Annotated in this window: 27 protein-coding genes; 26 read left to right on the top strand and 1 reads right to left on the bottom strand. The window is 41.4% G+C overall.

The features are described from left to right. Nucleotides 1-175 precede the first annotated feature (175 nt). From trpD to HU823_RS03630, 16 genes are all read left to right on the top strand, one after another. Nucleotides 176-1,204: an anthranilate phosphoribosyltransferase gene (gene trpD / locus HU823_RS03705; RefSeq protein ID WP_197221212.1), complete on the top strand. Its 1,029-nt coding sequence runs from the start codon at nt 176-178 to the stop codon at nt 1,202-1,204. Then, nucleotides 1,194-1,970: an indole-3-glycerol phosphate synthase TrpC gene (trpC, locus tag HU823_RS03700; protein WP_197221211.1), complete on the top strand. Its 777-nt coding sequence runs from the start codon at nt 1,194-1,196 to the stop codon at nt 1,968-1,970. The genes trpD and trpC overlap by 11 nt, the downstream gene beginning before the upstream one ends. Then, nucleotides 1,954-2,586, top strand: coding sequence for a phosphoribosylanthranilate isomerase (locus HU823_RS03695; RefSeq protein WP_144699384.1), 633 nt, complete (start codon nt 1,954-1,956; stop codon nt 2,584-2,586). Before trpC ends, HU823_RS03695 begins: the two co-directional genes overlap by 17 nt. Next, the gene (trpB, locus tag HU823_RS03690; RefSeq protein ID WP_197221210.1) at nt 2,583-3,791 is read left to right on the top strand and encodes a tryptophan synthase subunit beta; all 1,209 of its coding nucleotides are present in this window, start codon (nt 2,583-2,585) and stop codon (nt 3,789-3,791) included. Before HU823_RS03695 ends, trpB begins: the two co-directional genes overlap by 4 nt. Then, nucleotides 3,784-4,590, top strand: a complete 807-nt coding sequence (gene trpA / locus HU823_RS03685; RefSeq protein WP_197221209.1) for a tryptophan synthase subunit alpha — start codon at nt 3,784-3,786, stop codon at nt 4,588-4,590. The genes trpB and trpA overlap by 8 nt, the downstream gene beginning before the upstream one ends. A gap of 14 nt (nt 4,591-4,604) precedes the next feature. Then, a complete protein-coding gene (gene hisC / locus HU823_RS03680; protein WP_197221208.1) occupies nt 4,605-5,711 on the top strand; it encodes a histidinol-phosphate transaminase in 1,107 nt (368 codons plus the stop codon). A gap of 264 nt (nt 5,712-5,975) precedes the next feature. After that, a complete protein-coding gene (locus HU823_RS03675) occupies nt 5,976-6,848 on the top strand; it encodes a hypothetical protein (RefSeq protein ID WP_197221207.1) in 873 nt (290 codons plus the stop codon). 37 nt (nt 6,849-6,885) lie between these two features. Further along, the gene (locus HU823_RS03670; RefSeq protein ID WP_197221206.1) at nt 6,886-8,139 is read left to right on the top strand and encodes a tetratricopeptide repeat protein; all 1,254 of its coding nucleotides are present in this window, start codon (nt 6,886-6,888) and stop codon (nt 8,137-8,139) included. Nucleotides 8,140-8,229: 90 nt separating this feature from the next. Beyond that, nucleotides 8,230-8,781 carry a ReoY family proteolytic degradation factor gene (locus tag HU823_RS03665; RefSeq protein WP_066395641.1) on the top strand — a complete coding sequence of 184 codons (552 nt, stop codon included), beginning with the start codon at nt 8,230-8,232 and terminating at the stop codon, nt 8,779-8,781. A 327-nt stretch (nt 8,782-9,108) separates the two neighbouring features. After that, the gene (locus tag HU823_RS03660) at nt 9,109-9,573 is read left to right on the top strand and encodes a YpiF family protein (RefSeq protein WP_197221205.1); all 465 of its coding nucleotides are present in this window, start codon (nt 9,109-9,111) and stop codon (nt 9,571-9,573) included. 119 nt (nt 9,574-9,692) lie between these two features. Further along, the gene (locus HU823_RS03655; protein ID WP_066395637.1) at nt 9,693-10,196 is read left to right on the top strand and encodes a ubiquinol-cytochrome c reductase iron-sulfur subunit; all 504 of its coding nucleotides are present in this window, start codon (nt 9,693-9,695) and stop codon (nt 10,194-10,196) included. A gap of 3 nt (nt 10,197-10,199) precedes the next feature. Then, nucleotides 10,200-10,871 (top strand): menaquinol-cytochrome c reductase cytochrome b subunit, encoded by a 672-nt coding sequence (qcrB, locus tag HU823_RS03650; protein WP_066241815.1) that lies wholly within the window; start codon nt 10,200-10,202, stop codon nt 10,869-10,871. Nucleotides 10,872-10,919: 48 nt separating this feature from the next. Continuing rightward, nucleotides 10,920-11,687, top strand: a complete 768-nt coding sequence (locus HU823_RS03645) for a menaquinol-cytochrome c reductase cytochrome b/c subunit (protein WP_144699398.1) — start codon at nt 10,920-10,922, stop codon at nt 11,685-11,687. Nucleotides 11,688-11,755: 68 nt separating this feature from the next. Continuing rightward, nucleotides 11,756-12,322, top strand: coding sequence for a DUF1405 domain-containing protein (locus HU823_RS03640; RefSeq protein ID WP_197221204.1), 567 nt, complete (start codon nt 11,756-11,758; stop codon nt 12,320-12,322). Between the two features lie 85 nt (nt 12,323-12,407). Then, nucleotides 12,408-13,202 (top strand): sporulation protein YpjB, encoded by a 795-nt coding sequence (locus HU823_RS03635; protein WP_144699402.1) that lies wholly within the window; start codon nt 12,408-12,410, stop codon nt 13,200-13,202. A gap of 93 nt (nt 13,203-13,295) precedes the next feature. Further along, nucleotides 13,296-13,976 (top strand): zinc metallopeptidase, encoded by a 681-nt coding sequence (locus HU823_RS03630; protein WP_137789062.1) that lies wholly within the window; start codon nt 13,296-13,298, stop codon nt 13,974-13,976. A 48-nt stretch (nt 13,977-14,024) separates the two neighbouring features. Here the strand turns inward: HU823_RS03630 and HU823_RS03625 are convergent, their stop codons facing one another. Then, nucleotides 14,025-14,897, bottom strand: a complete 873-nt coding sequence (locus tag HU823_RS03625; RefSeq protein WP_137789063.1) for a YitT family protein — start codon at nt 14,895-14,897, stop codon at nt 14,025-14,027. A gap of 142 nt (nt 14,898-15,039) precedes the next feature. Between HU823_RS03625 and HU823_RS03620 the strand changes: the two genes are divergently transcribed. From HU823_RS03620 to panD, 10 genes are all read left to right on the top strand, one after another. Next, nucleotides 15,040-15,384 carry a nucleotide pyrophosphohydrolase gene (locus tag HU823_RS03620; RefSeq protein ID WP_144699404.1) on the top strand — a complete coding sequence of 115 codons (345 nt, stop codon included), beginning with the start codon at nt 15,040-15,042 and terminating at the stop codon, nt 15,382-15,384. Continuing rightward, nucleotides 15,377-16,180: a 4-hydroxy-tetrahydrodipicolinate reductase gene (gene dapB / locus HU823_RS03615; protein WP_144699406.1), complete on the top strand. Its 804-nt coding sequence runs from the start codon at nt 15,377-15,379 to the stop codon at nt 16,178-16,180. The genes HU823_RS03620 and dapB overlap by 8 nt, the downstream gene beginning before the upstream one ends. Before the next feature lie 11 nt (nt 16,181-16,191). Next, nucleotides 16,192-16,608: a methylglyoxal synthase gene (mgsA, locus tag HU823_RS03610; protein WP_144699408.1), complete on the top strand. Its 417-nt coding sequence runs from the start codon at nt 16,192-16,194 to the stop codon at nt 16,606-16,608. Next, the gene (bshB1, locus tag HU823_RS03605; RefSeq protein ID WP_197221203.1) at nt 16,605-17,297 is read left to right on the top strand and encodes a bacillithiol biosynthesis deacetylase BshB1; all 693 of its coding nucleotides are present in this window, start codon (nt 16,605-16,607) and stop codon (nt 17,295-17,297) included. The genes mgsA and bshB1 overlap by 4 nt, the downstream gene beginning before the upstream one ends. Before the next feature lie 11 nt (nt 17,298-17,308). Next, complete coding sequence (bshA, locus tag HU823_RS03600) at nt 17,309-18,448, top strand: N-acetyl-alpha-D-glucosaminyl L-malate synthase BshA (RefSeq protein WP_144699413.1); 1,140 nt, start codon at nt 17,309-17,311, stop codon at nt 18,446-18,448. Beyond that, nucleotides 18,445-19,626, top strand: coding sequence for a CCA tRNA nucleotidyltransferase (locus HU823_RS03595; RefSeq protein WP_197221202.1), 1,182 nt, complete (start codon nt 18,445-18,447; stop codon nt 19,624-19,626). Before bshA ends, HU823_RS03595 begins: the two co-directional genes overlap by 4 nt. Next, nucleotides 19,614-20,600 (top strand): biotin--[acetyl-CoA-carboxylase] ligase, encoded by a 987-nt coding sequence (locus HU823_RS03590; RefSeq protein ID WP_197221201.1) that lies wholly within the window; start codon nt 19,614-19,616, stop codon nt 20,598-20,600. Before HU823_RS03595 ends, HU823_RS03590 begins: the two co-directional genes overlap by 13 nt. A gap of 474 nt (nt 20,601-21,074) precedes the next feature. Next, nucleotides 21,075-21,914, top strand: a complete 840-nt coding sequence (panB, locus tag HU823_RS03585; protein WP_197221200.1) for a 3-methyl-2-oxobutanoate hydroxymethyltransferase — start codon at nt 21,075-21,077, stop codon at nt 21,912-21,914. Continuing rightward, on the top strand, nt 21,911-22,795 hold the full coding sequence (gene panC / locus HU823_RS03580) for a pantoate--beta-alanine ligase (protein WP_197221199.1): 885 nt from the start codon (nt 21,911-21,913) through the stop codon (nt 22,793-22,795). The genes panB and panC overlap by 4 nt, the downstream gene beginning before the upstream one ends. Then, nucleotides 22,780-23,163, top strand: a complete 384-nt coding sequence (panD, locus tag HU823_RS03575) for an aspartate 1-decarboxylase (protein ID WP_066395605.1) — start codon at nt 22,780-22,782, stop codon at nt 23,161-23,163. Before panC ends, panD begins: the two co-directional genes overlap by 16 nt. The last annotated feature ends 18 nt before the right edge of the window (nt 23,164-23,181 follow it).

The following is a 23,181-nucleotide window of genomic DNA, read 5'->3' as shown; positions in this document are numbered from 1 at the left end:
TTTTTATATGCTTCGTAAAAGAAGGATGTACATGTTCCCGTAAAAGATCGACCTCTTATATCCCCCTCATTCTCCGTATAAAGCGGAGGTGCAGACATGATCATATCCCATCCGATCCCTCCTTGAACGCTTTTGTTTGTAGACAAAACAACCAAAACGATTAAGGGGTGTTCATATGATTTCAAATATCATTCAAAAAATAATGAAACACGAAACATTAACCGAAAATGAAGCTTTTTATTTTATGGAGAAATTAGCCAATGGTGATGTAACAGATGCGCAAGGAAGTTCTGTTTTAAGCATCATGAGCTTTCGCGGCGAGACGATCGATGAGATCGTTGGTTTTGTTAAGGCGATCAGAAAGCTCTCTAGAGCGGCAGATTCATCCCAGCACGGTGAGCTCATGGACACTTGTGGCACTGGCGGTGATGGAGCATCGACCTTTAACATCTCTACAGCGGTAAGTATCATACTCGCTTCTTTAGGAGTAAAGGTAGCCAAGCATGGTAACAAAGCAATTACATCAAAAAGTGGTAGCTCTGATGTTTTAGAAGCTTTAGGTATTGGAGCAGCCAGCAACCACTTTGAAGCGAACTCTCAACTGAATAAACACGACATCGCGTTTTTACACGCTCCATATTTTCATCCGGCACTAAAAAAAGTAGCGTCGTTGAGAGGGCAACTTCCATTTCGAACGATCTTCAATTGTATCGGTCCATTGTTAAACCCGATGGCACCTGCTTATCAACTGATTGGAGCAAGCAATGAAGAAGTTGCTGAAAAGCTTGCTAAAGTGATTCAGAAGCTCGGGATCAAACGCGCATTGATCGTTACAGGTAAAGATGGATTGGATGAATGTTCGATCACTGGCGAGACACGGATGTATTTAGTGGAGAACAACACGATTAATTCGTTCAACTACACACCTGAAGAAGCAGGGTTACATCGAGGAAATCTAAATGATTTAACTGTTTCAAACAAAAAAGAAAGTGCAGAACTCATACGTTCCATCCTACAAGGAGAAGGAAACGAATCAGCACGAAACATCGTCATCTTGAACGCGGCTGCCGCCCTTTTTGCATCAAAACGAGTTCCGAGTATTCGAGACGGTGTGGAGATCATCAAACAATGTCTACATTCAAATTCTGCATATGATCATCTAGAAGAAATGACGAAAGAAGAGGCGAATGCACATGTTAACTAAAATATTGAAGCAAAAAGAAAGAGAAGTAGCTATTCTTCCTTCGTTCAAAAAAGGTGAGCTGGATTTTACAGATAAGGATCATCGCCCTTTTGCTAATAGAATCGCTAACTCTGTGATAAGACCAGCATTGATCGCCGAAGTGAAAAAAGCTTCACCATCCAAAGGAATTATTAAAGAAAATTTTAATCCAATTGAGATCGCGATAGATTATGAAAAAGCAGGAGCATCTTGCTTATCCGTCTTAACGGACACCAAGTTCTTTCAAGGAGACCTTCAATATTTGAAAGATATTCGAAAACATGTTTCGCTTCCTCTCTTAAGAAAAGATTTCATCATCGATGAAAAGCAGGTTATTGAGAGTGTAGAAAATGGAGCAGATGCGATTCTGCTGATTGCCGCATGTTTGCCGGCTGAACGGTTAGGGACGCTTCACGCACTAGCTTTAGAATGCGGGTTAGAGTGCTTGGTCGAAGTACACTCAATTAGTGAGATCGAGCAAGTTTACGACGTTTGCGACCCTTCTATGATTGGAATAAACAATCGTGACCTAAAAACGTTCACAACAGATATCGAGCATACGTTTTCACTTCTTTCATCTATTAAAAACGAAACCCTCGTGATTAGTGAGAGTGGCATAAAAACAGCTTCAGATGTTAAAAGCCTGCTGGATCACCAAGTGAACGGAATGTTGATCGGAGAAACATTGATGAGAGCGGACTCCATAGAAAATAAGATAAGAGAGCTTTATCATGACTGTTCAAATTAAATATTGTGGTTGTCAGTCTGAAGAGGACTATAAGCTGCTCATTGAATCAAAAGCAGATCTGATCGGATTCATATTCGCTGAAAGTAAAAGGAAAGTCGATCCTACAGAAGTGAACAGCTGGATCGAGAAGTACGGAAAACCTAAAAAGCTAGTAGGTGTTTTTCAAAATGCAACTCTACAAAAGATCAAGAATGTTATTAACACAGTACCGATCGATATCATCCAGTGTCACGGAACTGAATCGGTTGATCAGCTCAAGGAAATAAGAGTACATTGCAACAAAGAAATCTATAAAGCACTCCCTTTTAGTGAAAGCATCTTAAAAGAAATAGAGTTACACGGAAAAGTGGCAGATGGACTTATCATAGATTCTGTCTCTCAAGGTCAATTCGGCGGTACCGGCATTCCATTTTCGTGGGAGGAAGTTCCTAACATGATGAAAGCATCAGATGGGATAGGAGTTACGTGTTTCATTGCTGGCGGAATCAAACCAGAAAATGTTTCAGAACTGATGAAACTTCATCCACACGGAATCGATTTAAGTGGTGGTATCGAAGAAAATGGCAAAAAAAGCGTAAAAAGAATAGAAACTCTTGAAAGGATGATGATGAGATGACTACAGCAACAGTACCTGATCATAGAGGAAGATATGGAGTGTTCGGAGGAAAATACGTACCAGAAACAATCATGTTTGCACTCGAAGAGCTTGAGACAGCTTTCAACGAAGCCATCCAAGATCAAGAATTTAATGAGCTTTTTCAAAAAGAACTCGCGATTTATTCAGGACGTCCGACTCCATTAACAAAAGCTGACCGATTGAGTGAGTCGAATGGTGGAGCATCCATCTATTTAAAAAGAGAAGACCTTAACCATACAGGGGCACATAAGATCAATAACGCCATCGGGCAGGCACTCTTAGCTGTAAGGATGGGAAAGAAAAAGATCATCGCTGAAACTGGAGCGGGTCAGCATGGCGTAGCAGCAGCGACAGTAGCTGCTAAGTACGGATTATCTTGTAAAGTTTATATGGGAAAAGAAGATATAAGAAGACAAGCTTTAAATGTGTTTCGCATGAAACTGTTAGGAGCAGAAGTGATTGAGGTAACGAGTGGCAGCCAAACATTAAAAGATGCTACTAATGAGGCGATCCGGGAATGGGTTGCTGCGGTAGAAGACACATTCTATCTCATCGGATCAGCTGTAGGACCTTATCCATACCCGAAGATGGTCAAACAATTTCAACAGGTGATCGGTCATGAAACAGAGAGTCAGTTTAAAGAGATCCAACAAGGGAAGCTTCCTGACGCTGTTGTTGCATGTGTGGGCGGTGGCAGTAATGCGATCGGCATGTTCGCACCGTTTATTGAGAAAGATGTACCTCTGTATGGCATAGAGGCTGCAGGGATGGGGGTAGAGACTGCTCAGCATGCGGCAACGTTATCTAAAGGGTCGAATGGTGTGATTCACGGTTCGTTGACAAAGCTTCTTCAAACGAGCGAAGGACAGATTACAGAACCATACTCGATCTCAGCAGGACTTGATTATCCAGGAATAGGACCAGAGCATGCTTACCTGCATGAGACAAAAAGAGTAACTTATGAAGCAGTCACAGATGAAGAAGCATTACACGCTTTGAAGCTTTTATGTGAGAACGAAGGTATTCTATGCGCGTTAGAGAGTGCACACGCCGTAGCATATAGTCTGAAGCTCGCTAAAAAAATGCAAAAAGATCAACATGTAGTCGTCTGTTTATCTGGAAGAGGCGATAAAGATGTTCATACATTGATGGAATTTGAAGAAGGGGGAAATGAGTATGAATAAGAGATGGGAAGTTTTTCAGCAATCTTCAGATTTTCGCTTCACTCCGTATATCATGGCTGGTGATCCATGTGAAGAAGCAACGATTGACCTGGCACTCGCTCTAGAAGAGTGTGGAGCACACGCTCTCGAGCTGGGTGTTCCATACTCAGATCCTTTAGCTGATGGACCTGTTATTCAACGAGCGGGTATGAGAGGTTTGGCACAAAACATGAATCTTGAGAAAACGGTAAAGCTCGTTTCAAAGCTTCGTGAAAGAGGATTGAAGATTCCGGTAATTATCTTTACTTATTATAATCTTTTGTTACAATTAGGAGAAAATCGTTTCCTGAAGTTAGCAGAGAACAGCGGTGTAGATGGGGTTCTAGTACCTGATCTGCCGTATGAAGAAAGCGGGTATCTACGGAAGATGTGTTCAGAGCATAACCTTGCTCTCATCTCGCTTGTTTCACCTACAACACGTGAAGAAAAGCTTGCTAGACTCAGTAGAGAGGCAGAAGGGTTTTTGTATTGCATCTCATCTTTAGGTGTGACAGGAATCAGAAGTGAGTTTCGAGCTGGATTGGACGATTTCTTAAAAGCCGCGAAACGAAACAGCCGCGTTCCAGTCTTAGTAGGGTTCGGACTGTCTACACGAGAACAGATCCAGCAGTTTGATGGCAGCAGTGATGGGTTTATCGTAGGCAGTGCGATCGTTAAAAAGATTGAGGAGCTAGAGAGTGACCTGCTAACGAACAGAGAGGAAGCGATCAAAACGTTTAAATCGTATATTGAGTCATTGCTGCCTGTCTATAGTCGTTAAAAAGGAGTGGGAAAATGCAGCCGAAACAGCAGTTGTTATCTTTAAAACCATACAAACCAGGTAAACCAGTAGAAGAAGTGAAGCGTGAACTAGGTCTTGAAAGAATTGTGAAACTTGCTTCAAACGAGAACCCTTATGGATGCTCTGATCTTGCGAAAGAGAAAATAAATGAGGAGTTATCACAGCTTCATGTGTATCCTGACGGCTATTCAGCTGAGCTTAGAGAAAAACTTTCAAACCAACTTCAAGTGAAACAAGACCAGATTATTTTTGGAAACGGCTCAGATGAAGTCGTACAAATTCTTTGCCGAGCCTATCTATCTTCTGAAACGAATACTGTGATGGCCGCTCCTACTTTTCCACAATACAGACATAATGCTGTCATTGAAGGAGCTGAAGTGAGAGAGGTTGAGCTGATCGAAGGCAATCATGATCTAGGTGGTATGCTCGAGGCGATCGATCAAGATACGAGAATCGTCTGGCTTTGCAATCCGAACAACCCGACGGGAAACTATATTCCTGAGTCAGAGTTTGTAAGTTTTATGGAAAAAGTTCCGTCTGATGTGGTCGTAGTAAGTGACGAAGCTTATTATGAATATGTATCAGCTGCTGATTATCCAAACACACTAGATTACTTGGATAAGTATCCGAATCTAGTGATTCTAAGAACGTTCTCAAAAGCTCATGGACTAGCTGCACTTCGAATTGGTTATGGAGTCGCACAGTCTTCTATCATCCAGTCGATTGAGCCTGCTAGAGAGCCTTTCAACACTTCTCGTATCGCTCAAGCTGCAGCGATTGGGGCCTTAGAAGATGATACGTTTATTTCAGAATGCAAAGAAAAGAACAGAAAAGGTCTAGAAATGTTCTATTCATTCTGTGATGAAAAAGGGCTGTTGTACTACCCCTCAGAAGCAAACTTTATTCTGCTCGACGTAAAATCTGATGCTGATAAAGCGTTTGATTATCTTCTACGAAAAGGTTACATCGTGCGCTCAGGAAGTGCATTAGGTTTTCCTACCATGATCCGAGTAACGATCGGTGAAGAAGACCAGAACAAAGAGATCATAGAACACTTAGGTGCGTATATTGATTCTGTAGTAGAGAAAGTAAATAAATAAAAGACCCACAACAAAAGCCCGATTATGATTAATTATATCGGGCTATTTTCATAATTTTCAAAAAAGTGTTGCATTTTAAATAAGCTCTATTTATAATGAATGTAATATGGTTTCTCTCCACTCCTATCCATATTATACTTTCCTGACAGCGCTTACATGTCAGGACTTTTTTTGTTCTCTTCTTTAGTTTCCTCTTAAATTTTCTATCATAAAAATAACATCTCTATCATAACTTGTCCTATAGAGAAAAAAAGGAGGCGAGCTATGCGATATATCATTGAGCGCCCGCTGCAATCGCTCGGTACAGACACTGTTCTTTCTTATCTAGTAGACTCTCAGAAAATCTCCTATGTCTCACAGGGCCCTCTTAGAATGAATGTGATGAAGATGTCTCTGCATGGTTTAAAGATGATTCCTGGGCATATCAGTCCTCTTATGTCATTGAATAGATTGCCTATCGAAAAGGTAAGACAGACCCTTAGCGAGAGAGTTAGAAGCGGCACGACTACGCTCTTAGCTTCTGCTGAAGTCAACTATCTGCATGAAGCAGAAACAGAGTTGAAGCGAACGAGGCATCTCTTAATATCCAGTTCAATAGACTATTGCATCGGTCTAAGTATGTCTCCAGAAAAAATCACACCACAAATGATGAGTTTTTGCCGAAAACAGAAAATCCCGTTCATCCAGTTGATCTGTAAAGATTTTGCTCAGTTAACACATGTGATCTGGGAGAGGATCAGTGAAACTAATTTCAGTTATGGTACTGTAGTCTTTCCAACCTTTCCAGCGAACATAGATCAGAAGTTGAAAAACACGTGGCAAAGAAAATGGAACGAGCTATCGGTCAAACATCAGATCCCAACTCTTTTTCATGATCTGTGTGAAACCGAACCAATCTCGTTACCAAGTTTAAAAATGCTTGGTCTATATCCTGTAAAAGGCGGTCTGTTCACAGGAAGTGATGCTGACTATTGCATCTATCGTATAGATGCAATAGGTGATACGCTGCAAGCTGTAATCGTAAGAGGCAAAATCGTTTTTACTAAGAATCTTCCAGAAACTCATCAAGGGTTTGGTAAAGAAATTATCGTAGTAAAGCCTCGTCGTTTTGGAGAATCTCTCGTATCTCGTGTATAATAGGCACAAGAATACAAGGGATAAGGGAGTTTTATCAGTGAACGAAATCCAAGATGCAATAAGGCTTGTTGAACATGGTGACGTAGAAAAAGGAATGTCGCTTTTAGAAAAAATAAAACAAAAAGCTCTAGATCCAGAAAAGTTCGAGATTGCCGAAGTTTATTTGAACTGGGGCCATACAACCGAAGCGATGAACCTTTTTAATGAGTTGCTAGAAAAGTACCCTGGGGACGGCGAACTGCTCGTTTCTATTGCAGAATGCTGCTTAGATGAAGGAATGGATGAGAAAGCGATCGAGTATTTAGATCAAGTAAATGAAGATGATGATGAATATCTTAGAGCACTAATTCTTCAAGCAGATCTTTATGAAAGTCTTGGACTGACAGAAGTAGCAGAACGTAAGCTTACTGAAGCGCATCAAAAGGACCAGAAACATCCTGTACTTGCTTATGCTTTAGGTGATTTTTATTTAAGGCAAGGTAAATTTGATTCAAGTTTGCCACTATTAAAAGTAGCGATCGATGAAAAAGCTGAAATAGAAGATGTTACATTACGATATGCCGAAGCATTAAGCAGAGCAGGTAAATTTGAAGAATCACTTCCATTCTATAGAAAAGGTCTGGATCACCATAAAGATCTTTACAGCTTATTTGGTCATGGAGTAACGGCCTTTAAAGCAGGTGAGTTTAAAGAAGCGATCGCAAGTCTTGAAGAACTAAAAGACATGGATCCTGATTATACGACCCTTTATAGCGTTCTATCTGAAGCATATGAAGAAGAAGGAGCTCTAACAGAGGCGTATGATGTTATCACTGAAGGATTAAAAAGAGATGAACATAACGAAAATATCTATCTACAAGCGGCAAGGTTAGCTTATAAACTCCACAACCCTGATCAAGGAGAACAGTGGGTGAAACAAGCACTTGAAATCAATCCAACACGGATCGAACCACTCTTGCGGTTAGGAGATCAATACATTCGTGAAGAACGATTTGAAGATCTGCTCAGTCTCTACAAGTCTCTGGCTGAAACGAAAGAAGAGATACCGCTCATGTACTGGCATCTAGCTACAGCAAATAAAGAAACCGAGAACTATACAGAGGCTGCAAAATGGTTCCAAAAAGCTTCTCTGTTGTTTACGGAGGACCCGGTGTTCTTAGAAGAATATGCATACTTCCTCATCGAGGAAGGAGAGCAGAAGAAAGCGAAGAGCATTCTGCAGAATTTGTTGAACCAAAGCCCTGAACGAGACGATATTGAGGATGTTTTGAATCGACTGGAAGATTTTTAAAACTTTCTGAAGTGAAGAAGGATTTTACGAGCAGTGAGAGAATATATTTATTATCAAGATGACGTGTTTTTGAATGATGGGGGGATTGCAATGAGCAGCACCGTTTCGGTCCTTGAAAAAAAGGATTTTATCAAATGGTTCCTTAATCATTATCAGTTAAAGAAGCGCGAATGTGTTTGGTTATTAAACTATTTAGTTAGTGATGACCAACTGATGGAGAAGGTACATTTTGTAGAGAAAGCTGAATATTGTCCAAAGGCCATAATCATGTCAACTCAATGCACAGACGGAGTTCCATTCCGTTTTTACAAGCAAAATGTTCTAACGACTGATGCCGAAAAATCATTTCACGACATCCGCTTGAACCAAGAAGAAGAGATCTATCTGGAACTTAATTTTAACGCATCACGTCTGACGCCCGAGTACGCTTCGGTTTTAGAAGAAAATCCACACTTGCCTCAGAATATGTCTATGGACAAAAAATACGGCATATGGGCGGAAATGGTATTAGAAAAGTCGATTGAAACCTACCGTAAGAATGATATTATGGCAAAGATCGATGCTGCACTAGACCAAAAGGATTATGACAGCTTTACAAAATGGACGAATGAACTAAAAAATTTAGAAAAACAGCCATCCTAGTTGTGTGAAGGCGACTCTTAAGAAAGAGTCGTCTTTTTTGTGCGTTATATGACTTCTGTGAAAGGGTGCACACACGATATTGTTGGTCTCAGCCAAGCTTGTTTTGCAACCAATCCACAAATTTTTGCTTTGAATCCACGAGTTTTAGCCTGCAATCCTAAAGTTTGGTCACTTTATCCAGAAGTTTTTCGCTTTAATCCGCGAGTCGACATTCCTAGACATATTTCGACATCTGTAAAAATACCTATTTTCATTGAGAATCTCATTACCAGGAAGAGAAATATGGTACGATAAGAAGCAGTACATACCAAGTAAGGAGATTTTTTTATGAAATGGAAAACGAAAGACGCAGATGTGTTCTTAAAATCTGGTGAGTATGTGGACTCGATTCTCATTCCGTTAACACCAGTCAGTTTCTCCCACGAGTTCAAATCCAGTGTGACGATGTCTGAGTATACAGAACTGTTAACATCAGAGATCGAGCGTCAGCTGCATGGCAGGTTGTTTTTATCACCTAATTTTACATATGTAAAGGATGAAAGTTCTATGGATCTATTAACTAGTTTCATAGAGCACGTAAAAAACTCGGGACATTTTAAACATATCTTCCTCATGACAAGTGATGTGTATTGGAAAGAGTTCGAACAGCAACTTTCTGGTCAATTGTTCTGGGTTCCCGCTCTGCCACTAGAAACCATGGACGAGAAGTATAAACTTGAGGTGATAAAAGAGCAGGTAAAACCGTTGTTTCAACTCATTTTCAACGATTGGCAGAGAAGTATAAATTCGTAATATTTACCACATGTCATATTGACATTAAAAGACAACATAAGCTATCATGTTTATGTCCTAGTAATATGTGTGTAAAAGTCCGGATGGACCGTCATTTACAGCATAAGGGGGGGAAAACAATGTCAAAGGAAGATATTTCAAGACGTCAGTTCTTAAACTACACATTAACTGGCGTAGGCGGATTTATGGCTGCCGGCATGCTTATGCCAATGGTCCGTTTCGCCCTTGATCCGATTCTAAAAGAGGGAACAGATCAAGAATTGGTAGCGGTTACGAGCATGGAAGAGATCGCGAACGAACCAAAGCGTTTCGATTTTAAAATCAAACAAAAAGATGGCTGGTACGAGTCTGATGTCACTCAATCTGCCTGGGTTTATAAAGCGAAGAATGGTGATATTATCGCACTTTCTCCAATCTGTAAACATCTAGGTTGTACGGTAGACTGGAATACAGATCCATCGCACCCTAACCAGTTCTTCTGTCCTTGCCACTTAGGCCGTTATACGAAGGATGGAACGAATGTTAAGGGAACTGCACCTCTTGCACCGCTTGATGTATATGACAGCCAGGTGAAAGATGGAAAGCTTTATTTAGGAAAGGCAAAACCAAGAAAGGGGGCGTAATGAATGCTACAAAAGATTTATGACTGGGTAGATGAGCGCCTGGATATTACGCCGCTTTGGAGAGATGTTGCAGACCATGAAGTACCTGAACACGTAAACCCCGCACATCATTTTTCTGCGTTCGTTTACTGTTTCGGTGGATTAACTTTCTTCATCACGGTTATCCAAATTCTTTCAGGTATGTTCTTAACGATGTACTATGTGCCTGATATCGTGAATGCTTGGGAATCCGTATATTACCTGCAAAATGAAGTGGCATTTGGAGTGATCGTACGCGGAATGCACCACTGGGGCGCGAGCCTTGTTATCGTAATGATGTTTCTACATACATTGCGCGTATTTTTCCAGGGAGCTTATAAGAAGCCAAGAGAATTAAACTGGGTTGTTGGAGTACTTATTTTCTTTGTTATGTTAGGTTTAGGTTTTACAGGTTATCTATTGCCTTGGGATATGAAAGCGCTATTTGCGACTAAGGTAGGAATTGAGATCGCTATGACGATTCCTGTTGTTGGTCCGATCGCGAAGACATTCCTTGCCGGCGGAGAGATTATCGGAGCACAGACGCTCACGCGTTTCTTTGCGATTCACGTATTCTTCCTTCCTGCAGCATTGTTAGGCTTGATGGGTGCCCATTTCTTAATGATTCGTAAACAAGGTATTTCCGGACCGTTGTAAGAACAAACATAAGATTAAAAGTTTCATAAGAGCAAAGGAGGGAAATATATGCATCGCGGTAAAGGAATGAAGTTTGTCGGTGACTCACGTGTCCCTGCTGAGCGCAAGCCGAATATTCCTAAAGACTATTCGGAGTTTCCGGGGAAAACGGAAGCGTTCTGGCCAAACTTTCTTTTAAAAGAATGGATGGTAGGAGCCGTATTCTTAATCGGATACCTCATACTAACAATCGTCCATGAATCTCCTTTGGAGAAAAAAGCAGATCCTACCGATGCTGGATATATTCCTCTACCAGACTGGTACTTCCTATTTTTATACCAGCTTCTGAAGTACAAGTATGCGGCAGGGGATTATGTTCTTATCGGTACTGTTATTATACCGGGTCTAGCATTTGGTGCGTTAATGCTTGCGCCATTCTTAGACAAAGGGTTGGAGCGACGTCCTTCTAAACGTCCGATCGCAACTGGATTAATGTTATTAGGTTTGATCTCTGTTACATATTTAACATGGGAATCTGTTGTGACACACGATTGGGAAAAAGCGAAGACTCAAGGTAAGATCGTTGATGTAAGTTTTGATGAAAACGACCCTGGATACAAGATCTACCAACAGCAGAGTTGCGTAGGCTGCCATGGTAACACGTTATCAGGTGGAGCATCAGGACCTTCATTGATCGGTACAGGATTGAAGCCTGAAGAAATCATGAAAATCGCAAAAGAAGGTAAGCCGCCAGGCATGCCGCCGAATGCGTTTAAAGGTTCTGATGATGAGCTAAAACAATTAGCAGAATTCATCTCAAAACTAGAACAAAAGTAAATGGTAGAAGCCGGCTCGGTATGGGCCGGCTTTTTTTCTGAACTTAGAAAAAGAAGGAGTATGTGATTATGTCTTGGATTCGAACGATCATCATGGATCGAATGTTTTTACTTGCACTTCTTTTAATCAACATACTAGGCACGATCTATGGCTATTATTGGTACCTGTATCAGCTGCAAGAGACACCTTGGTACTTTTTGCCTTTCGTCCCCGATAGTCCGACAGCATCTTTGTTTTTTGTTTTTGTTATCATCGGTTTTTTGAGGGATAAACAGCATGGAGTGATCGAGGCGTTGGCTGTTGCGACGCTTTTTAAGTATGGCATATGGGCTGTTGGGATGAATCTTGGTGGAGCTCTTGTTGGAACTCCTCTTGATCTTATTAACTACATGCTTATCTTTTCACACCTCGGCATGGCGGTTCAAGGGCTGCTTTATGCTCCGTTTTATAAGATTAAGGGTTGGCACGTAACACTTGCTGCTCTCGTCCTTTTTCATAACGAGATCATCGACTATGTGTTTGATATGATGCCGAGATATGACATTCTTGATCCGTATCAAGATATGATCGGTTACTTAACCTTTTGGTTGTCTGTACTTTCAATCTTCATTGTTTGGAAAATGAGAAAAGCATAATGCACGCTCCCAATCCTTAATTATAGGTCTATCCTTGTCCCAGCTCTCATACGTTTTAAGTATAAGGGTACAGGAGGGACAACGGATGAGAAGGTTTGGATGGGCATTGATGGTTCTTTGTATGGTTTTTGGACTTGCTTTGCCAGCACTTGCGTCAAATCATACAGAAACGAAGGATTGGTCTGAGATCAATGAACTAACGAGTGAGATCTGGGAGCTTGGTAAGATAGAAAGGTATGAAGAAGCTGCGGGTGTGTTGCAGTTTACTTCCGCCAACATCATTCATATTGAAGATGTCTTGTCCTTGAGACCGGAACAGAAGCGTCTCGTTGAATATACGTTCAGAGATGCTGTGTCTTCTCTTCAGAATCCCGAATGGTCAAAAGAAAAAAAGCTAAACAAGCTTACAGAGGTTCGATTATTAGTGGATGCCCTTCAGACTGATTATGAGCCGTTATGGAAAAAAACAGGGCTGATGATGCTAGAGCCTTTTATCACGATGGAAAAAGGAATCAGTGAGGATGATTCAGTAACCTTTCATCAAGCTGCTAACCTTTTACTCGAGAGGTACGAAACGGTCAGACCGGCACTCATGGTCGACCTGAAAGATGAAGATCTTCAAAAGCTGGATGAACACGTTTCTTACGTAGATACTAACCGCAGTCAAATACTTAAGGATACTGCTCATCAAAAACAGCTTGAGACAGCAGCTGCTGACTTTGAAGCACTATTCTTCGCGAAAAAAGATAACTCAGAACCGTCGCTCTTTTGGCTAATATTTTCAATCGGTGGAATCATATCATCAACACTAGCTTACGTAGGATGGAGAAAATACAAAGGTGATCAGCAGGATGAGTTGCGAGTGCCGGATAAACGGTAATGGGTCATGAGTCATGCGTATTCTTTGACAAACTGTGAGCTGAAAACGTAAAATGTGAGTATCAAAAGCTTTTTATATGGAGGAATGCCAACGATGGGTGGATTTTTAATCTACTTCGCAATTTTGCTTATCGTTCCAATCTGGGCTCAGATGCGAGTGAAAAGCACGTACAAAAAGTATTCAAAAGTCAGTAACAGCACAGGTAAGACGGGTGCAGAAGTTGCAAGAGAGATCTTAGACCAAAATGGACTTTACAGTGTTCAAGTAGAGCCAGTCAGAGGGATGTTATCTGATCATTACGACCCTCGCAGCAAAGTAGTTCGTTTATCTGAAGATAACTATTACGGAAGTTCGATTGCAGGTGCAGCGGTTGCAGCCCATGAAGTTGGGCATGCGATTCAAGATGCAGAAGGGTATGCGTTCTTGCGCTTCAGACATGCGCTCGTTCCTGTAGCTAACATCGGATCTAACTTTTCGTTTCTATTGATTCTTGGTGGTATGCTTTTAAGCTCTATGAATATGTTCCTTCTAGGGATCATCTTCATGTCAGTAGCTGTATTGTTCCAGTTCGTTACTCTGCCTGTTGAGTTCAATGCAAGCTCTCGTGCGATGGACCAGATCGTTTCAACGGGTCTGATCCGTAACAACGAAGAGCGAGGAGCACGTAAAGTTCTAAACGCTGCTGCCTTAACTTATGTAGCTGGTGCGCTAGTAGCATTACTAGAACTAGCACGATTCATCTTCATGTTCTTAGGGATGAACCAAGACGATTAATACAAGACTAACAAAAAAGCTCCCGATACATAATCGGGAGCTTTTTTTCTATCTGCCTATCGGATTCTTATCAGCATCTAAAGTGAAACCTTCTCCGATGACTTCATGAACATCATTTACAGTAACAAATGCATGGGGATCAATGCGCTCTATCACTTGCTTGATGCGGACGATCTCGTTCTTAGCGATAACGCAGTACAGTACTTCCCGGATATTTCCTGTAAAAGAACCTTTACCGTTTAAGATGGTCGCACCACGGTCCAATTCTTTGATAATATCTGCTGCGATCTCGGTATTTTTATCAGAAAAGATCATGACGGCTTTACCAGCATAAGCGCCTTCTTGCATAAAGTCGATCACACGTGCACCGATGAAAACAGCAACGAGTGTGTACATCGCTTCTTTATAATCTAAGTAGACGAGAGAAATCGCGATAACCACGAAATCAAAGATGAACATTGTCTTACCCATGCTCCAGCCTAAAAATTTATGACCGAGTCTCGCGATGATATCCACTCCGCCAGTCGTTCCACCAAAGCGGAAGATGATTCCTAGTCCGACTCCGATAAATACACCAGCAAATAATGCAGCAAGTGTCATGTCCTCTTTAAGGTTGATCGTAACGAATGAGAAACGCTGAAAGATAAACAAAAACACCGATACGGCAACTGTTCCGATGATCGTATAGATAAAGGCGTTTCTGCCAAGCAGCTTCCAGCCGACAAAGAACAATGGAATGTTGAGTGCCAGGTTAGAATAAGAAGGATCGATTGAAAAAAGAAAATAGAGAATAAGCGTGATCCCTGTAAAACCACCTTCTGCTAAATTGTTCGTCATATTAAAGTGAACGATTCCAAACGAGAAGATGGCAGCACCAAGTAAGATGAATAAAATATTTTTTAGTTTGATTGGATAAGTCATAGGAGGCCTACTTTCTACAAAAATACTGAGGTTGTTTTTAGTCATGCCTTCCTATTATAAGCGAAATTTCATGAAATTTGTCAAACAGAAAAAATACCGATAACATAAAGAAGACTAATATTGAATGAGGAGTGTCAACATCATGGCCAATCGTACATTAAAAGAGAGTCAGGACGTTGTAGATCAATACATATCACAGTTTAAAGAAGGCTATTTCAGTCCTTTAGCTATGCTTGCACGATTAACAGAAGAATTAGGTGAACTTGCCCGTGAAGTGAATCATCACTATGGAGAGAAACCGAAGAAATCCACAGAGGATAAGAAGACGGTTGAAGAAGAACTTGGAGATATGTTCTTTGTTTTGATCTGTCTTGCGAACTCCTTGAATATAGATCTAGATGATGCGTTGAAAACCGTTATGCATAAGTTTGAAACACGTGACAAAGACAGATGGACAAAAAAAGAGGGAGAGACTACACATGAATAATATTCGTATCATACTTGCAGGACCAAGAGGAAAGATGGGTCAAGAAGCGTTGAAGATGATCGAGGAAACTCCTCATTTTGAACTTGTGGCAGCTGTAGATTCAAAGAATGACGGTCTTCAAGTAAAAGATCTGTCAGGTGCACCGCAGTCAATGGAGGCACCAGTGTATGATGATATGGAAAACTGCTTTGCTTCAATTGAAGCAGATGTCGTTGTTGATCTTACACGACCAGATATCGGCAAAAAACATCTTGAACTTGCTCTAAAGCATGGTCTGCGCACGGTGATCGGAACAACCGGCTTTTCAAATGAAGACCTAGAGCGACTAAAAGCGTTAGCTGAAGAAAAACAAACAGGTGCTATCATTGCGCCAAACTTTGCGATCGGTGCGATCTTAATGATGAAGTTTTCTCAAATGGCAGCAAAATACCTTCCGGATATCGAGATCATTGAAAAGCATCATGATCAAAAGCTGGATGCGCCGTCAGGAACGGCATTAAAAACAGCACAACTGATAACAGAAGTGCGAGATGAAAAGAAACAAGGTCATCCTGATGAAAAAGAGGACCTTAAAGGCGCACGAGGCGCTGAACTAGAAGGGATTCGTATTCATAGTGTAAGATTACCTGGACTGGTCGCGCATCAAGAAGTCATCTTCGGTGGTGAGGGTCAAGTCTTGACGATCCGTCATGATTCTATGAACAGAACATCATTCATGCCAGGGGTTCGACTTGCGGTAGAAAGTGTAATGAACATTGAAGGCCTTGTATACGGTCTTGAAAATATTATGGAATAAGAGGGGATACTATGAAAATAGCTCTTATTGCGCACGATAAGAAAAAGAACGATATGATTAATTTTACCGTCGCATACGCTCCGATCTTAAAGGATCATACACTGTTTGCGACAGGAACAACAGGATTTAAAATAAACGAAGCGACGGGGCTTGATATCAAACGATTCCAATCGGGTCCTTTAGGCGGCGATCAGCAGATCGGAGCATTGATAGCAGAAAACGATCTAGATCTTGTACTGTTCTTCAGAGATCCTTTGACCGCACAGCCTCATGAGCCTGATGTATCAGCACTGATGCGTTTATGTGATGTGTATCAGATTCCGCTTGCAACGAACTTGGCTTCAGCAGAGCTTTTTATTCGTTCACTTGAACGAGGAGATCTGGATTGGAGAAAAATAATAGATGAAAGAGAGTCAGAGAAAAAATGAACGTAGAAAGCTGGCTTGCTTTTGGCGCACATTCAGATGATGTCGAGATCGGCATGGGTGCGACGATTAAAGCAGAAACAGAGAGAGGCCGTAACGTGATCATCTGCGACTTAACAGAAGCAGAACTGTCATCGAACGGTACTGTCGACATCCGAAAAAAAGAGGCAGAAAGAGCAGCTCGCCTTTTAGGTGTAAGGACAAGAAGTAATTTACAGTTGCCTGACCGTGGACTATACATGCAAGAAGACTATATTCTAAAGCTCGTGTCCGTGATTCGTGAGCATAAGCCGCAATATGTGTTCGCTCCCTATTGGGTCGATCGGCATCCAGACCACGGAAACTGTGCTCGTCTCGTAAAAGAAGCAGTCTTTTCTGCTGGCATAAAAAATATTCAAGATCCGAAACATCTGCCTTCACACAAAGTAAAAAATATATTTTATTACATGATCAACAGTGCAGAGAGACCACAACTCTTTGTCGATGTAACAGGGTCTTACAAAGCGAAGATCGAGGCACTGAAAGCTTATCCGTCACAGTTTGTGAAAACACTGGATAGCATCGATACACCGCTGACGAATGGTTACATCGAACGTGTGGAATCCCGCGACAAACTGTTTGGTCTTGAAGCTGGTGTCAGTTATGCAGAAGGGTTCATCCCCGAACAAACGTATATAACTAACCATCTATAAGGAGAAAGTCTATGACGTTAAAAATCGGCATCACTTGTTATCCGACCGTAGGCGGATCAGGGGTGGTAGCGACAGAACTAGGAAAACTATTAGCAGAAAAAGGACACGAGATTCATTTTATTACATCAAGTGTTCCTTTTCGTCTAGGAAAATTTTATCCGAACATCTTCTTTCATGAAGTAGAAGTAAACCATTATTCTGTGTTTAAATATCCGCCATATGATCTAGCTTTAGCGAGCAAGATGGCAGAAGTGGCAAAACGAGAAAAGCTTGATCTTCTTCATGTTCATTATGCTGTTCCTCATGCCGTTTGTGCGGTATTAGCCAAACAGATGCTTAACGATGAGATGAAGATCGTTACAACTTTACATGGAACAGACATTACGGTACTTGGCTACGATCCTTCACTTAGTGAAATGATCAAGTTTGGTATCGAGAAATCGGATGTAGTCACATCGGTTTCTCATCAACTGAAAGCAGATACGTTAGAGTTGTTGAATATCAACAAAGATATCATCCCTGTACATAACTTTGTAGACGAAAGAGTGTATTACAGAAGAAGCAACAATGCTGAATTAAGACAAACGTACGGAATTGATGAGAACGAAAAAGTCATCGTTCATATCTCGAATTTTAGAAAAGTAAAAAGGTTAGAAGATGTTATCAAGTCGTTCGCTCTTATCCGAAAAGAGCTTACTTCAAAGCTATTGTTGATCGGAAACGGTCCAGAACTAACAACGGCATGCGAACTTGTGCGTGAGCTCGATATTGAAGATGATGTGTTGTTCTTAGGTAAACAAGAGAATGTCGGTGAACTGTTCTCTATTTGCGATCTGAAGCTCCTTCTTTCTGAAAAAGAAAGCTTTGGGCTCGTACTGCTAGAAGCGATGGCATGCGGTGTACCCGTTATCGGAACCAATATCGGTGGGATTCCAGAGGTGATCGTTGATGGCGAGACTGGTTATATGGTGGAGCTAGGGTGTCCAGAATCAGTAGCCGAAAAAGCGATAGCTCTGTTAAAGGATGAAGAAAAATTAATGGCGTTCAGAGAAAATTCCGTTAGACATGTAAAAGAGAACTTCTTATCTGACAAAATCGTCTCGATCTATGAAGATATTTATTATTCATTGATAGAGGATCGTTCGGTATGAACCAGATGTTCGAAAACGCATTGCCGGTATTAAAGAGGTTGGAAGAAGAAGGTTTCAGCGCTTATTTTGTTGGAGGTTGTGTACGAGACCTCTTACTTCAGCGTCACATCAAAGATATCGATATTGCGAGTTCTGCTAGACCAGAAGACGTTCAGCGAATATTTCCTAAGACCATTCCGGTCGGTATCGAACACGGAACGGTTATCGTGAGACACGAATCTGTGTCTTATGAAGTTACAACGTTCAGAAAAGAAGATGAGTATAAGGATTATAGAAGACCGTCTAAAGTGTGGTTTGTCGATGACCTGAAAGAAGATCTCTCTAGAAGAGATTTCACCTTCAATGCAATGGCGATGGATACTTCTTTTCAGTTGATCGATCATTTTGGGGGGCGTGAAGATCTTAAGAGAGAGCAGATTCGGACTGTTGGAGATCCGAATCTGCGCTTTTCAGAAGATCCTCTTCGTATTATGAGAGCTTGCCGGTTCATGAGTGTATTTAACATGGTAATCGAAAAAAAGACCATTGACGCGATCAAAGAAAAAGCTCATTTGTTAAAGCGTATCTCGACAGAACGAATTGCCATCGAATTTATCAAACTGCTTCAAGGTGAACAAGCGGGTCATGTTCTCGAATTTATGAAGAAAAGCTCTGTTTTAAATCACTTGCCTACTGATCTGCAAGAAAAACAGAACGAACTTTATAAGGATTTCTCTTGGAACAAGCTAGAATCCGATGAACAGCGATGGACAGCGATCTTGTTATTATCGGATATAAGTGATGGCAGAGGGTTCTTAAAGAGTTGGAAACTCCCAAATCATATGATCAAAAAAGTTGGAGAGTTAAAGTCCGCTTATGAGATTGATGCTTGGAGCAAGATGGATTTGTACCGCTATGGCTTAGAGACGGCTTTATCAAGCATCACGTTAAAAAGTGCGATGAAAAAGAAAGACTATGCTATCGTGAAAGAACAGCTTCATCAGCGATATAGCGAGATACCGATCACATCTAGAAAAGATATACCACTAGATGGTGAGGATATTTTAGAGATCACTAATCGTGAACCAGGCATTTGGTTAGGAAAACTTTTAGAAGAGATGGAGAAAAAAATCGTTGACGGAGAACTAACACTCAACATATCCACACTAAAGGATTGGGTAAAAAGGTGGGAGCCATGATGAAAGAAGCATTGTTGCACATGCTGACAGAGCAAGAAGGAAAGTTTGTTTCAGGTCAAGAGATCTCAAACAGACTGGATTGTTCGAGAACGGCGATCTGGAAACACATATCAGAACTACGTAAGAACGGTTATACGATTGAAGCTGTACAAAAAAGAGGATATCGATTGATCACATCTCCTGATGCAGTAACAGCAGAAGAAGTATCACTATACACGGGTGACGGAACATTCGGTAAGAAGATCACGTACAGAGAATCAGTAAAGAGTACACAAGAGATCGCGCATATTCTTGCTAGAGATGGTGCGGTGGAAGGAAGCATTGTACTTGCTGACGAACAGACCGGTGGGAGAGGAAGGTTAGGAAGAGCGTGGCAATCTCCTAAAGGGACAGGAGTTTGGATGAGTTTAATCTTAAAGCCTAACATTCCTCTACAAAAAGCGCCTCAGCTAACATTGTTAATAGCGGTAGCAGTTTCAAAAGCGATTGAAAAAGTATCAGGCATTGAAGCAGCGATCAAATGGCCGAACGACATTTTGATCAGCGGTAAAAAATCAGCTGGTATCTTAACAGAACTTCAAGCTGAAGCTGATTCTATTCATTCGGTCATTGTCGGCATCGGGATTAATGTGAATCAAGAACGACAGCACTTTTCTGATGAAATCGCAGAGATTGCTACAAGTCTAGCCATTGAAGGCGGACAAACATACAAGCGAGCTGAAGTGGTTGGTGTGCTTCTTCAAGAGATCGAAACCCTATACCATCAATATTTGGAGAATGGTTTTGGTGTGATCAAGCTGTTATGGGAATCTCGTGCGTTCAGTTTAGGAAAACGAATTACAGCAAGATCCATAACAGGAGCGATCACGGGTTATGCAAAAGGAATCACTGAAGAAGGTGTTTTGCTTTTAGAAGACGATCATGGCGTCGTACACTCCATCTATTCAGCTGATATCGAATTTCCTTCTACTTAAGGAAAGTCCGTGATAAAATAATGTTGTAGGCGGTATCCATGTGGAACTGCACTAATCTTGTCTAGTTTTAACCACAAACCTTATATCTGCCTAGATCCAAATTTAGGACCGGGACAGAGGGAGCAAACAATAAAAGTCTAGGATTTTTCCTATGCCTTCTTCCTCTATTGGAAAGAAGGTTTTTTGCACTTCTGGCCCTGTTAGTTAAAGGCAATTCCGTATGCTTTGTTGCTATTGAAGGATGTTGATTTCCGTTCCAGGCGCTCGCTTTCCGGTGAGCCTCTTAGCGCTTTGCGCTGTTAAGAGTCTCACCTGTCCCGCTGATCCTCCAGGAGTCTCGCACCTTGCACTCCAATCAACTTGCCAAGACGAATCAGGTTCATAGAGGAATTACTCTCTATAAAGAACCCAATAAAAAAATTCAAAAACAACTGCTTATGGAAAAAGCCCAATTAAAAACAGGGAGGCTTTATGATGAAAACGACGAAAAGTTTTCTTAAGATGAAGAGAGATGGCGAAAAGATCTCGATGGTAACGGCTTATGATTATCCGACTGCCGTTATCTGTGAAAAAGCGGAGATGGATCTTTTGTTAGTCGGAGATTCTCTTGGCATGGTCGTGCTTGGCTATGATTCAACGATTCCTGTGACCATGGAAGATATGATCTATCACACGAAAGCGGTAAAGCGCGGCGCGCCGAACACGTTTATCGTAACAGATATGCCGTTTATGACGTATCACGGTTCGATCGATGAAACGCTGAACAACGCACGAAGAATTCTTCAAGAAAGCGGTGCATCAGCAGTCAAAGTAGAAGGCGGTAAACAGATCGTTCAAACTGTTGAACGGCTGACTGACGCTGGAGTTCCTGTCATGGGACACCTTGGTCTTACACCTCAGATGGTAGGTGTGATGGGTGGTTATGGTGTTCAAGGAAAAGAAGAAAGAGATGCAGAACGACTGATCGAAGAGAGTCTGTTGCTTGAAAAAGCTGGGGCGTTCGCTATCGTTTTAGAATGCGTTCCGCAACAGCTGGCTGAGATCGTAACAAAAAAATTAAGAATTCCTGTTATCGGAATCGGTGCAGGTAAACATACAGATGGGCAGGTCCTCGTCTACCATGATATGATCGGCTACGGTTTTCACCATGTACCAAAGTTTGTGAAAACGTATGGAAACGTGAAGGATGTCATGGTAGAAGGGCTTTTGAAATATAAAGAAGACGTAAGAACACAGCAGTTTCCTGAAGAAAGTCACAGCTTTAACATGAAGGCTGAAACGCTTCATTCTCTGTACGGAGGAGTTCAATCGTGAAACAGATCAATTCAATAAAAGACATGCAAAAACTGATCGCTGAAGAAAAAAGAGCTGGAAAAGTAATGGGATTCGTACCTACGATGGGGTATCTGCATGACGGCCACTTATCCTTGATCGAACGTGCGAAGAAAGAATCTGATGTGATCGTTGTCAGCATCTTTGTTAATCCGCTGCAATTCGGGCCAAATGAAGATTTTGACAGATATCCCCGTGATCTTGATCGTGATCAGAAATTGGCGTTGAAAGCGGGAGCGGATGTGCTATTTTTCCCTGATACGAAAGAGATGTACCCCCAAGAATCAGTCGTTACGGTTTCTGTAAACAAACGAGTGGATGCGCTATGTGGGGAAAGTCGAGTAGGGCACTTCGACGGTGTGGCGACAGTATTAACGAAGCTTTTTCATATCGTTTCGCCCGATTACGCTTATTTTGGATTGAAAGACGCGCAGCAAGTAGCGGTTATTGAAGGTCTTGTTGAAGACTTTAACTTCCCAATAAAAGTGATCGGCTGTGAGACGAAGCGTGAGGCTGATGGTCTTGCGATGAGTTCTAGGAACGTGTATCTGGATGACACGGAAAGGGAAGAAGCGGTACATCTTAGTCAATCTCTTATAAAAGCGAAAAAATGGCTTTTAGAGGGTGATAGTGGTGAGACCGAACAAAAGATGATAAAATACTTGGAGGAACATACGAGCGGTATTGTAGATTATTGCAAGATTCTTTCGTATCCTGAACTTCTTCCTCCTACACCCCAATCGAAAAAGTTGATCATTGCTGTAGCTGTAAAATTCAGCAAAGCACGTTTGATTGATAATGTCATCATAGACAACATTTTAAGTAGACTAGAAAGCGAGGAAGAAACATGTTCCGTACGTTAATGAAAGGCAAGATCCACCGTGCCACGGTGACTGAATCAAATTTAAACTATGTTGGCAGCATCACGATCGATGAAGATATTTTGGATGCTGTTGATATGATTCCGAACGAAAAAGTTCAGATTGTAAATAATAATAATGGTGCACGTTTTGAAACGTATATTATCCCTGGTAAACGAGGGTCTGGTGTGATGTGCTTAAATGGCGCTGCAGCACGTCTCGTGCAAGAAGGGGATGTTGTTATTGTTATTTCCTATGGAATGTATGATGAGACCGAAGCAAGACATCATGTACCGAAAGTTGCGATTATGGATAAGAACAATCGTGTACAAGAGATGCTCGGAGTTGAACCTGAGGCTACTATTTATTAATTTGATATAAACCAGCCA

The sequence above is a fragment of the Fictibacillus sp. 18YEL24 genome, assembly GCF_015903855.1.
GTDB lineage: Bacteria > Bacillota > Bacilli > Bacillales > Fictibacillaceae > Fictibacillus > Fictibacillus phosphorivorans_C.
The sequence above is the reverse complement of the archived record's forward strand: the minus strand, read 5'-3'. Positions and strand labels throughout refer to the sequence as shown.